Origin of the sequence: Helicobacter typhlonius (genome assembly GCF_001460635.1) — a bacterium.
In the GTDB taxonomy this organism is placed as follows: domain Bacteria; phylum Campylobacterota; class Campylobacteria; order Campylobacterales; family Helicobacteraceae; genus Helicobacter_C; species Helicobacter_C typhlonius.
Genome location: NZ_LN907858.1, coordinates 1748625 through 1761098, shown reverse-complemented (window position 1 = coordinate 1761098; position 12474 = coordinate 1748625). Strand labels below are relative to the sequence as shown.

The window sequence follows — 12474 nt, the reverse complement described above, 5'->3', positions numbered from 1 at the left end:
AGATTCTAAAATATGCACTTTGCAAAATAAAAATCACATAATAAGAATTTTGCTACTTGATAAGTGCGGAGATTGCTTTGAATGAAGAATGTTTGCAATCGCCCAAGATTCTAAATAAAATAGATTCGGTGGGGAGCATTACTACGCCTTGTGTGTTGAAAAAATTAAGGGCAAGTTGGTGGCTTTGCTCATCTCTTGAGCTACACGCGTCAGCAGCAAGGAGGCACTCATAGCCTAGATTGCGCGCTTCTATAATGCTTTGCAGCACACAGATATGCGTTTCTATGCCAAAGAATATAAGCGTTTTTGCCTTACTTTGTGCGATAAATGAGGCGATTTTCTCATCGCCAAATATGCCAAAGCTTGTTTTTTCTAAGACTCGTGCATTTTTGGGGATTGTAATTGTGCTATGTGTCTTACCTAGTCCCTTTGGATACTGCTCGGTAACGAGCGTAGGGATACCTAGTTGTGTGGCAGATTCTAAAAGTATATTGGTATTTTTTATCACCTTGTCTTTATATGCCATATGCTCTATGATCTTTTCTTGCACATCTACGCACACAAAAAGTGTGCGTTTGGTTTTTAGTATGCTTCGCATTATTTTCCTTTTGTAGAGTTATTTTTCATCTTTGAGTTGGGAAACGATTGTTTTCGTATCTCGTGCAATTACAAGTTCCTCATTTGTGGGTATTACACATACTTTTACTTTAGAATCTGGTGTAGAGATAATTGCCTCTTTGCCACAAACATTGTTTGCTTCCTCATCAAGCTTTACACCTAAAAATGCAAGATTATTAACAATCATACCGCGTATAAATTTTGCATTTTCTCCCACGCCTGCACAGAAACTTACCGCATCGACACCATTCATTGCCGCACAATACGCACCGACATATTTCATTACGCGATAAGCAAAGGCGTGGCGAGCAAGTTTAGCGCGCTCATTTCCTCCCAAATCCGCATCAAGCAAATCCCTAAAGTCGCTCGATATGCCAGAAATACCAAGCGCACCTGATTTTTTGTTGAGAATATTAAGAATGCTTTGTATATCTAAATCTTCGCGCTTAGAGATATACTCTATAATCGCCGGGTCTAAATCCCCACTGCGCGTTCCCATAATCAAGCCTTCAAGTGGGGTAAGTCCCATACTTGTATCTACACACTCGCCATTTTTGATTGCCGAGATTGATGAGCCATTCCCTAGGTGGCACACGATGATTTTTGACTCATTGTAGTCAAGCCCCAAAAATTCCGCTGTTTTTTGCGATACATACTTGTGGCTTGTCCCGTGGAATCCATACCTGCGCACTTTGTGTTTTTCATACCATTCATAAGGCACACCATAAATATATGCTTTTGGTGGCATAGTTTGATGAAATGCGGTATCAAAAACTACCACCATAGGTGTATGGGGCATTTTTGCCTTACACGCTTCAATCCCCATTAAATGCGCGGGATTATGCAAGGGTGCTAGGTCGGAGCATTCTCTAATGCGTTCAATCACATAGTCATTTACTAGCACAGATTCTTTAAAAAACTCTCCTCCATGCACCACGCGATGCCCGATAGCGCGTATATCATCAAGCGATTTTATCGCGCCATATTCCTTGTTTGTCAAGGCTTCTAGCACCATTTCTATGGCTTTTGTGTGATTTGGCATAGATTCTTTTTTCTCATATTTCTTGCCTTCACCTGTTTTGTAATTAAGCACACTGCCCTCAATACCGATTCTGTCGCAAATACCTGAGGCAAGGACCTTTTCAGTATTTGTATTGATGAGTTGAAACTTCAAAGACGAACTGCCACAATTTATAACTAAAACATTCATTTTTTTTTCCTTAATTTGTATTTATTTTGCTTGGAGTGCGCTAATAGCTACCACACCTACAATATCATCTGCACTGCACCCTCTTGAGAGATCATTGATTGGTGCAGCCATACCCTGCGTGATTGGTCCATAAGCTTCAGCCTTAGCAAATCTTTGCACGAGCTTGTAGCCGATGTTTCCAGAATCTAAATCCGGGAATACCAACACATTCGCCTTTCCTGCGACATTTGAACCTTTTGCCTTTGATGAGCCTACACTTGGCACGATTGCCGCGTCAAGTTGCAATTCGCCATCAATCTTAATGTTGGGGGCTAGGGATTTTGCGATTTTTGTCGCCTCTACTACCTTATCGACATCGGGGTGCTTCGCACTGCCATAGGTAGAATGGCTCAACATAGCTACAAATGGTTCGCTGTGGATAATGGATTCAAAACTCTTTGCGCTTGAGAGTGCGATTTGTGCGAGTTCCTCCGCATTTGGATTTTGGCATAATCCGCAGTCGGCAAACACAAGTGTGCCATTAAGCCCATAGTCGCAATTTGGCACGACCATTACAAAAAAGCTTGAGACGAGTTTGGAATCTGGTGCAGTGCCTACGATTTGTAGTCCGGCGCGTAGCACATCAGAAGTCGCACGAGTAGCTCCAGCCACCATTCCATCAGCCTTTCCTGCCCTCACAAGAGCCGCACCAAAATACAAAGAATCATTGAGTAAAAGCTCCTTTGCTTTCGTGCTATCCACGCCCTTATGTTCGCGTAGTTTGATCACGAGTGTTATAAGTTCGTCTAATAGCGTGGTATCTTTGAGGCTAAGAAAAGTTGCCTTTTGCAGTAAATCGGTGGGGAGATTGCCAAGCTCTGTTTTTGCTTTGGCGCAAATCTCCTCCTTATCGCCGAGCAAGATGAGATGGGCAAAATCCTCATTTAGAATCTTTATTGCCGCCTCAAGCGTGCGCACATCAGTGGTTTCTGGCAGGACAATTGTCTTTTTTCGTTGCTTTGCCTGTGTTTTGAGCCTATCGATAAAACTCATAGTATTTCCTCCGATTCAATATTGAGATGTTTTAATCATAAACAAGTGTGTTTAATGCTATGGTGTAAAAAGAGGCTTGCTGCTTTTGATGTGTAGAAAATCTACACTTTAGATAAATTTTTTTTAATCTTTTTACATTTAGAAACAAGCTGTGCATAATTTCGCAATTTTTGGATTCTTATAAGATTCTATAATTTTTAGAAATCTACCTCGTTATAAATAACAAGGCATTATCCCAAAAGGAATGACTTTTGCTACTTTCACTCTAAACAAGCCTCACGGCAGGACAGGATTTGTAAAGGAGTTATTGATGGCAAGGAGTGCAAATAACGCAAGTAGAGCGAAATGGTATTTTTTAGTTGCTATTATCATACTTTTATGTGTGCTTGGTGGCGGATATTACTATATGGCAGCGTTTTCAAACTCAACACTTGATGAGATTACACAAAATATAGAATCTCGCCTCCTTGAGCAAGATTCTATCAAGCAATCACAGCTTGATGCCAAAGATAATCAAATTGAGCTTTTGAAAGCACAGAGTAATGCCCTCAAAAAAGAACGTGATAATATTTCTGTGAAACTTAAGTATTCAATCAAGCCAAAGGATAAAATTGTTGCGTATTGTAAAAATATGAAAATAGGACGTTGGGGTATGCCACAAGAATGTTTTAGTGAGCTAAGTAGCGGTATTATAGATATGATTCAAAAGGATAATAAAATTGTCGCCTTTGAAGTTTCTGGCATCGTGGATAATCTCCCCTATGCGGGTTCAAGCCCAGAGCTCAAGCAAGAGGGCTTAGCAAGTTTTCGCGCACGAGAGGCAATTTATGTTGTTGGCAAAAAGCTACCTAATGTCGCGGTCTTTGAGGGCTTAAGTCAGCAAAAAGCAAGAGAGCGGGGCTTTGTTGTTCGGGCGTTTTATGTGGAGTAAGGGTAGCGCACATTAGAGGAGTTTTGATAGAATCCCCAAAGTCTTAAGTGCAAAATTCTGTAAAGTCGCTATGCGCTGTGAATCTGCTATGAGAACTAAATAGGGGGAGATATGGATAAGATAAATCCAAGTATTCAAAAAGTCGGCATTGTCTTGCGTCCCTCCACACCAGAGCTTAAAAGCACATTTTTGCAGGTGCGTGAAGAGCTTGATAACGCGGGTATTGAGGTAGTGCTAGAAAGCATTAGTGGGGGTATGATAGAACTTTTGGGGCAGGATTTTGCCTCGATTGCTGCGCAATGTGATGCATTTTTTAGCTTAGGTGGCGATGGGACTTTAATTTCTATGCTTCGCCGCACCTTTGAGTATAAGCTGCCTTGTATGGGGATAAATACCGGGCGATTAGGATTCCTCACAGCATTTATGCCTCAACACCTTAGTGCCTTTATCCCCTGCTTAAAAAGTGGCGACTACATTTTGCAAGAGCATCTACTGCTTCAAGCAAATGTGTATGATGAAGCGCAAAATCTTTTGCATACATTTATTGCCATTAATGAATTCCTCATCTCAAAGCACGAGTTAAGCGGTATGGTGCGAATTGGCGCGAGCATTGATGGCAAGCATTTTAATACCTATGGTTGTGATGGACTTATCATCGGCACACCCACAGGCTCGACTGCGTATAATATTAGCGCGGGTGGCTCGGTGATTTATCCCTATTGTCGCAATATTTTGCTTACACCCATTGCGCCACACTCGCTTACACAGCGTCCATTGGTGCTAAATGATGAATTTGTGTTAGAATTTCAGGCACAGCAAAGAGCAAAGCTTATTATCGATGGGCAAGAAATGATAGATATAACACCCTCTCATCGCGTGCAGATTCAGGCTCTCTCACAGGGGGCAAAGCTCATCTATCCGCGCACGAGGGATTATTTTAGTGTGTTGAAAGAAAAATTTAAATGGGGCGATGAATTTTAATCTAAAATAAAGACTTTGCCAAAGGATTTTATAATGGCAGAATCTGGCATATTTTAAGGTGATATGAAGGAGCATTAATGATTAAGCGGATTCTTATCCACAATTCTCCCGCGTTCAAAGATGTAGAATTGTATATGCAGGGGGGCTTTAATGTCTTCAGCGGCGCGAGTGGTAGCGGTAAGTCGGTATTTATGGAATCTCTTCTTGCGATTTTTGGTATCAAAGAGAGTAATGCAGACCTCATTGAGGCAAATATTGCGCTAGATAGCATTGACTTTGATTGGGAGACAAATGGGATTCCAAACGATGATGATGAAATCGTGCTTAGTATTCTTAAAAAGGATAAAACGCGCTATTTTTTAAATCATATCTCAAGCTCGAAAAAAAGATTAAATGAGATTGTGAGTGGATTTGCCAAGCATATCAGCACCAAGGGCGCAGATGAGCTTAAAAATAGCAATATTTTAAGAATCCTTGATGTGTTTGTGGGAAGCAAAGATTCTAAGCATAGTGTGCTTTTAACACAATATGAAGCGGATTTTAAACATCTTAATGAGGCTCAAAATAAGCTTAAGGATCTAGAATCTAAAGAGGCGCATATTGCCTCATTAAAGGAGTTTGCGACATTTGAAATTTCAAAAATAGAATCTTTAAAGCCTAAAGAGGGTGAGTATGAGGAGCTTTTATCACTCAAAAAAATGCTCTCCAAGCAGGAAAAGATTAAAGAGCAACTCTATCAGGTGCGCCGAGCACTTGAGCTAACACAGAGTTTTGAGGGTTTTTTAAATCTCGTGGATAAATCCTGCCCTAGCCTCGTTGAAGGCTTGAATGAGTTTGAATCTATCGTGCAAATGCACGAGGAGCAGCTAGAGAGTTTAGATGAGCTTAATGCCGAAGAAGTGCTTGATAGAATTGCTGCCTTAGCCGAGTTTATTCGCCGTTTTGGGAGCATTACGCAGACTTTGGAGTATCTCGCGGAACAGAAGCAGAAACTGCAAGAGTATGAGAATCTAAGCTTTGATAAACAAGCTTTGCAAAAGCAGATTGAAACACTTGCTAAATCTTGTGAGGTAAATGCACTCACATTACACACAAATCGCCAAAAGCACCTCGCAGAGCTTAACACGCGTATTAACGAGCTTTGCGCGAAGTTGCGCCTTAAAGAGAGTGTGCTATATCTCACGCAAGTGCCTTTAAGCCAAAATGGCATAAGTGAATGCGCGATTATGCTAGGAAAAAGCGATGCGAATGTCCTCTCCTCTGGGGAATACAATCGTTTGCGCCTTGCGATGATGTGTATCCAAATGGAGATTGAACCTCGAAGCGGTATTTTGGTGCTTGATGAGATTGACGCGAATTTAAGTGGTGAGGAGAGCGAGGGGGTGGCGCAGATTCTCAAAACACTTTCACGCACTTATCAAATCTTTGCTATCTCTCATCAAACGCATATGCCCTCCCTTGCGGATACGCATTATCTAGTGGAGAAAAAAGAGGGCAATAGCGTGATTACCAAGCTTGATTTTGAAGGACGTGTGCGCGAAGTAGCTCGTATTATTAGTGGCTCAAATATCACAGATGAAGCCCTCGAGTTTGCACGAGCGCATTTAAATAAGGGTGCAAAATCGTGAATATTGCCTTACTCAAAGGCTTTTGCAACTATATGCAGCAAATGAAAACTATCATTAGCTTTAAGCGCAAGGGTGATAATCTCTTTGTGCTTGTATGCGAAAACGCGCAGGGCGCGCGAAGCAGAATTTGTTTTGATATGACGCGCTCACAGAGTGGCATATTTATGAGTGATGAGGAAGTTATAAGCCCAAAGGTTTTTTGTGCGCCATTTGATGCTAAACTCGCGCAATGCACGACAAAGGCGCGTATAGAATCTATCAGTGTTGATGGGGAGAATAGAATCCTGCGCTTTTTGTTGGAGCAAAAGGAGCAGTATAAAAAGCAGTATTTTTGGCTTGTATGTGAATTTACAGGTAAGCATACTAATGTGGTTTTGTGCGATAAGAATTTTGTCGTGTGTGAGGCTCTGCGCCATATCCCCGAGCATAAGTCAAGTCGTGAAGTGCGCGTGGGTAAGATTCTAAAACCTCTGTCACAGCCTACAAATCCTAAGCCTTATGAGCCTATCGCAATAGAATCTGTGGAGACTCTGCTTTATGAAGCTTACAAGGCGACATATATTAAGGCAAAGGAGCGCAAAAGAGGGCAGATTCTAAAATCCCTCAAATCAAAGCAAAATGCGCTTATGCGGAGCTTAGAGACGCTGCCTAAGCAGGAAGGGCTTTTAGAATCTGCAAAAACATATGCCGAGTATGGTGGGCTTATTTTTAGCTCACTTCATCTTTTGCCTACACATAAAATCACTGCGGATTCTATTACTTTGCAAGATGTGAATGGAAACAATGTATGTGTGCCACTCCCCGAGCTACGAGATTTGCAAGAGGCGGGGAATTGGTATTTTAATCAAAGCAAAAAATATCAAAAAAAGGCGGCACATTTGCATAAACAGGTTGAAAATTTAGAAGAGCGGATACAATTTATCGCACATCAAATCGCCTGTATAGAACGTTTTGACGAGATGGCTGAAGTCTTTGCGCCTCCGCCTAAAAAGCAAAAAGATTTGCATTCAAAAGAGGGAGAGAGTTTTTTTATAGAGGGATTCAAAGTGAGTGTGGGGCGCAATGTCAAAGATAATCAGCGACTTTTAGAATCTGCACGGGCTGATGATATGTGGCTGCATATACGCGATGTGCCAAGTGCGCATATGATTATCCATTGTGGCAAGAAAGCCCCGAGTGAGGCTATTTTACGCAAAGCCGGAAGTGTTTTAGTAGGGTTGTATGCGGCACGAAAGGGCGTAGGGGATTTTGTGGTAGATTATACGAGGAGGAAATTTGTCAAGGCAGCACCGGGCGCACAGGTAGTTTATGCGAAGTATCAAAGTCTCCACTACCGCATACGAGATGATGATAAAATATGTTGAGTTTTTGAATAAAGAAATATGTGAGTTTCTAAAAGGATTTATAAAATAGCATTAATGGGGCTTTTATATCTTTTTTAAAAATCTTTCAAGCCCTTAAAATCCTCATAATTTAAGAAATTTAAAAAATAGAATCTAGCTTTCGCGATAGAGAGATTCAAAAAATATGTGATTATCTTAAAAGCCTCTCTGCTTCATTTCACAGCTTTTATAATACACACAAAATCTTGCAAAGTCCAAATGAATCAAGTATTCTTTATGTGCTAATGATTGTCAGCCAAAGCCTCACACTTGGATTATCTCTGCTTGGAATTAAAGCAAAAACAAGAATGTAATATGTGCCAGAGCTCAAAAGCATTTATTGCTCTTAAAGATGCTTTTCCACATACAATTCCTATTATGCTTGGTTATATTTTTATGGGTGCAGTATTTGGTATCTTATTGCAAAAAACAGGTTATGGTGCGATATGGGCAGCTATAATGGCAGTGGCTATTTATGGGGGAACGACACAATTTATTGCTGTCGGGCTCATAGCAAGTGGAGCTGGCTTATGGGAGAGCTTTGTGCTTGTTTCTATGATTAATGCACGACAAATTTTTTACTCTATAAGTATGTTAGAGAGGTTTAAACGTATGGGCAAAAAGCGTTATTATATGATTTATTCCCTCACTGATGAGACCCTTGCACTTCTTAATCTTAAGTCTCCCAAAACAGGAGTAGATAAACAATGGTTTGATTTTTTTATCGCTGCGCTCAATCAAAGCTATTGGGTTATAGGCTGCACTCTTGGAGCAGCACTTGGTGGAAAGCTTGAGTTTGATTCTAATGGACTTGATTTTGTGATGAGTGCTATTTTTGTTGTGATTTTTATTGAACAATGGCGTAATAAAACAATGCGTATTCCTGCACTCATTGGCATTATAATAAGTTTAATATGTTTATATATTTTTGGGGCACAACAATTTTTAATCCCCTCACTTGTGGGCATTTGTGTTATATTAAGCCTATGGAGAAAACCCATTGTCGCCTGAAATTTTGCACTCGGTCCTTCTTATTGCACTTATTGCGCTTAATACTCTCTTAAGTTGCTTTTTGCCTTTTATTATCTTTGCTAAATCTACACCCACATTCATTGTCTCTTTAGGTAAAGTGCTGCCAAGTGCAATTATTGCAATGCTTATTATATATTGCCTTAAAGATATGGATTTAGAGCACTCTCCATATGGACTTAATGAAATTATTGCTGTCTTAGTAGTAAGCTACATACATATAGTGTTTAAGATTCCCGTTTTAAGCATTGTATGTGGAACTATCACTTATATGATATTAATACAAAATGCAATTTTAGATTTTATACCCTAGAATCAAAAATCTCTAGGGTATAAATAAATATTAAGCAAAAGCACCTTTAAGTGTCTTTACCCACGCTTGAATTCTGCTATCTGTCATATCTTCTTGATTAACCTCATCAATGACTAAGCCTACAAACTTTCCATTTACAACTGCCAAACTCTCATCAAAAGTGTAGCCATCTGTGCTTGTTTGTCCAATAATTTTTCCTTGTTTTGATACTTTTTCATAAATATGTGCAATACCATTACAAAAAGTTTCGCTATAAATTTCTTGGTCGCCAAGCCCTACAAGAGCGATAGTTTTACCTGAAAAAGCAGCTTCATCAATACTAGAAAGAAAACTATCCCAATCATCTTGTAAATCACCTGAACCATAAGTAGGTGTAGCAAAAATAAGATTCTCAAATGCACTTAAATCATCAGCTTTACTTGAAGCAACATCAAATATTTGACAATCGCCTAATTTATCAGCAATTTTTTGAGCAACTTCTTGCGTAGTGCCACCATCGCTTCCATAAAATAAACCAATTTTTTTCAATATGAACTCCTTTTATAAATATATTTTTTGACTTTACACTATGAAAGATAATAATAAAGTAAAAAATAAGATTCTATTATATAAAATAAGAATGATTTTTATTTATATTTAAGAATAATATATTAGTATGCGATATTTTATTAATAAAGGTAAAAGTAATGAAAATAAATACTATAAATATACTTTTTATAGCTCAAGTGAGTATGTATGCAGACAATGGTCTTACGATTCCAACCTTTTTACAAACAAATAAACAGACAAAACAAGTTGAACTCCCCACATCAATTATAACTACCACAGATGAAACAAAGTCTTATCAAAGCAGTAATTCTCTCTCAAAAAATATTTTAGAATCTAATCCTAGTGGCAATGGCGATATAACTTCAATCCTTAGAATCCTTCCTAATGTGCAATATGATAATGCACAGCTAAAAAGCACAACTCCTGGAGAAATAGACCCCGCAAATATTAGCATCAGCGGAGGGCTTTTTTATCAAAACAACTTTATGCTTGATGGATTTAATATGAATAATGATTTGAATACTATTGGTGGGACAGATTCAAACAATTTAATCGGGCTGCCTAGCTCACGCCCACAAGGAATAAATATAGATACCTCACTCTTAGAATCCATCATTGTGCAAGATTCTAATGTCTCTGCTGCCTATGGGAGATTTACTGGTGGCGTAGTAGAAGCAAATATCCGAAAACCTCGCAATGATTCATTTCACGGGAACATTAGCTATCAATACACAAGTGATAAACTCACGCAATATCATATCCAAGAGAGTGAGGAATCTGCCTTTGCCACTTCAAGCGATGAAAATTATCAGCCCCATTTTATAAAGCATTTGATAAGGACAAATGCAGAGGGATATGCAACAAAGAATCTAGGGCTTATTGGCTCATTTTCAACCATACAAAGTTATATTCCGCTTAATAGCTATAATGTGAGTCGTTTTGTAGGTGGCACAGAGCTAAATAGTAAGCGCGAACAAAAGCGCATTAGCGATAATTACTATATCAAGGCACATTACAATCCCACAGAAAACTTTACTTTAGAAGCAAATTTGGGCTATATGCCACAATTTAATACCTACTACAATAATCTTGCAAGGGATAGTTATAATACTATACAAATGGGCGGCTATCAAGCTGGGGTTAAAACTTTGTTGGATACAAAAGGAGGGCTATGGACAAATAGCTTAGGCTATTCACGACTGCAAAATTCAAGGCGCAGTGATTCAGATTTTTATCGTTGGTGGTATTATAGTGCAGGAGATAAGAATTGGACAATCCCTACAAATACGAATACAGGATACGTATATGAGGGTGGATATGGAAATATAGATCAATTACAAAACACTCTAAACTATAAAAGTGATATGACTTTTGAGTCATTAGAGTTATGGAAAACCGCACATACCCTCCGCGTAGGTGGGGAGCTAATCTACCAAGATGTGAGTCAGCATAGATTAGGCAATACATACTCAAGCAATGGTGCACCGCAAGGCTTTACTCAAAACATTTCAAATTGTGGAATAGATAATTTTGGCTTGGATACCTGCTCTAACGCTCCTTTTTCAAGAAATGGTGTTTTATATCTAGGGCAATATATAAATGGCATCATAATATACAATGGTGGTAAAGTAAATCTCCATAACCTCTCCTATGGCATTTATGCTGAAGATGATGTAAAGCTTGATTTGCAAGGATATGGGGAGGTAAATACGCGCTTTGGGCTTAGGCTTGATGGTGATAATTATATGGATAAGCATACCCTAGCGCCTCGATTCTCGCTGAATTATACTGCGCCTTGGGATAATGCCTATAAAAGCACCTTTATATTTGGGGTAAATCGCTACTATGGACGCAATCTTTTCTCTTATCGTCTTTATGATTCTACACTTTCACAACAAAACAGATATACAAGAAGCTTAAACAACAATGTCCTTAGTGATTGGCAACTCAACACAGCTTACACAAGCACTCAAGGCACAAAATTTAGCCAACTCAATGTGCCTTATGATGATGAGCTAATGGTAGGAATCTCCCAAAATATACATCATTTTACCACCACACTTAAGTATATTCATCGTAATGGTAAAGATGAGATAATGCGCAGACAAAGAAGCGCATCAAGTGGCAATGCCCCTGCACTTCCCGGATATAGCAACAGCTATAATTTTTATACCAATGACGGCAGTTCAAAAAGCGATATTATCACTCTTACATTCAACAATATTGCCCCTATTAATATATTCAATATTAAACATTATTATTTTTTAGCATTTGATTTGACAAATACCAAACGCACTTACAATCTTTTTGCTGCTGATGAAGCTTATTATGATGATACGGATATTATGTATAATGGGCAGATTATAAAATACCGCGATAGACCCACAGATAATTACACGCGTCCATACACCCTGCGTCTTAATACTACGCATAGTTTTAGCATTGGACGCACTAAGTGGCTATTGAATAACTTTTTTAGATACAGGGCAGGATATGACAGAATGGTGCTTATTCCTAACAATAGCCCCGATAGAGACCCTAGCTTTAGTGGTAATCAATATGGAAAAATGCACTTTAAGGGTGCTTTTACTTGGGACATGCGTATAGGCTTTGAAGTCAATGTTTATAAAGGCAATATATTCTTTATGAATCTTGATGTGTATAATATGCTTAATACACAAAATATGACCACAACAAGTTCCTTAAATACTCTCATATATTCAACTAGCACCGCTGTGCCCGTATATGAAATAGGACGACAATTTTGGATGCAAGTAGGATACAAGTATTAATAAAGGAGC

General features: G+C 39.0%; 12 protein-coding genes. 8 read left to right on the top strand and 4 right to left on the bottom strand.

Going from position 1 to position 12474, the window contains the following annotated elements; all coding sequences use genetic code 11:
* Nucleotides 1–52 precede the first annotated feature (52 nt).
* From BN2458_RS08745 to pta, 3 genes are read right to left on the bottom strand one after another with little or no spacing between them, the layout of a single operon-like run.
* The gene (locus BN2458_RS08745; RefSeq protein WP_034326923.1) at nt 53–598 is read right to left on the bottom strand and encodes an isochorismatase family protein; all 546 of its coding nucleotides are present in this window, start codon (nt 596–598) and stop codon (nt 53–55) included.
* 18 nt (nt 599–616) lie between these two features.
* Nucleotides 617–1828: an acetate/propionate family kinase gene (locus BN2458_RS08740; protein ID WP_034326921.1), complete on the bottom strand. Its 1212-nt coding sequence runs from the start codon at nt 1826–1828 to the stop codon at nt 617–619.
* Nucleotides 1829–1849: 21 nt separating this feature from the next.
* Nucleotides 1850–2860, bottom strand: a complete 1011-nt coding sequence (gene pta / locus BN2458_RS08735; RefSeq protein WP_034343342.1) for a phosphate acetyltransferase — start codon at nt 2858–2860, stop codon at nt 1850–1852.
* Between the two features lie 310 nt (nt 2861–3170).
* Here pta and BN2458_RS08730 point away from each other — a divergent pair, with 310 nt between their 5' ends.
* From BN2458_RS08730 to BN2458_RS08705, 7 genes are all read left to right on the top strand, one after another.
* The gene (locus BN2458_RS08730) at nt 3171–3791 is read left to right on the top strand and encodes a hypothetical protein (RefSeq protein WP_034343343.1); all 621 of its coding nucleotides are present in this window, start codon (nt 3171–3173) and stop codon (nt 3789–3791) included.
* A 111-nt stretch (nt 3792–3902) separates the two neighbouring features.
* A complete protein-coding gene (locus tag BN2458_RS08725; RefSeq protein ID WP_034343345.1) occupies nt 3903–4772 on the top strand; it encodes an NAD(+)/NADH kinase in 870 nt (289 codons plus the stop codon).
* 77 nt (nt 4773–4849) lie between these two features.
* A complete protein-coding gene (locus BN2458_RS08720) occupies nt 4850–6400 on the top strand; it encodes an AAA family ATPase (RefSeq protein ID WP_034326912.1) in 1551 nt (516 codons plus the stop codon).
* A gap of 32 nt (nt 6401–6432) precedes the next feature.
* Nucleotides 6433–7764 (top strand): NFACT family protein, encoded by a 1332-nt coding sequence (locus BN2458_RS08715; RefSeq protein ID WP_231944776.1) that lies wholly within the window; start codon nt 6433–6435, stop codon nt 7762–7764.
* 125 nt (nt 7765–7889) lie between these two features.
* Nucleotides 7890–8096, top strand: a complete 207-nt coding sequence (locus BN2458_RS09760; RefSeq protein WP_082628722.1) for a DALR anticodon-binding domain-containing protein — start codon at nt 7890–7892, stop codon at nt 8094–8096.
* A 1-nt stretch (nt 8097) separates the two neighbouring features.
* The gene (locus BN2458_RS08710; protein WP_034343428.1) at nt 8098–8793 is read left to right on the top strand and encodes an AzlC family ABC transporter permease; all 696 of its coding nucleotides are present in this window, start codon (nt 8098–8100) and stop codon (nt 8791–8793) included.
* Nucleotides 8783–9124: a branched-chain amino acid transporter permease gene (locus BN2458_RS08705; RefSeq protein ID WP_034343349.1), complete on the top strand. Its 342-nt coding sequence runs from the start codon at nt 8783–8785 to the stop codon at nt 9122–9124. The genes BN2458_RS08710 and BN2458_RS08705 overlap by 11 nt, the downstream gene beginning before the upstream one ends.
* Before the next feature lie 30 nt (nt 9125–9154).
* On the opposite strand, the gene BN2458_RS08700 is transcribed toward BN2458_RS08705, so the two are convergent.
* The gene (locus BN2458_RS08700) at nt 9155–9652 is read right to left on the bottom strand and encodes a flavodoxin (protein ID WP_011115554.1); all 498 of its coding nucleotides are present in this window, start codon (nt 9650–9652) and stop codon (nt 9155–9157) included.
* A gap of 158 nt (nt 9653–9810) precedes the next feature.
* Between BN2458_RS08700 and BN2458_RS08695 the strand changes: the two genes are divergently transcribed.
* Entirely contained in the window at nt 9811–12465 is a 2655-nt protein-coding gene (locus tag BN2458_RS08695; RefSeq protein WP_034343350.1) for a TonB-dependent receptor, read from the top strand.
* Nucleotides 12466–12474 lie beyond the last annotated feature (9 nt).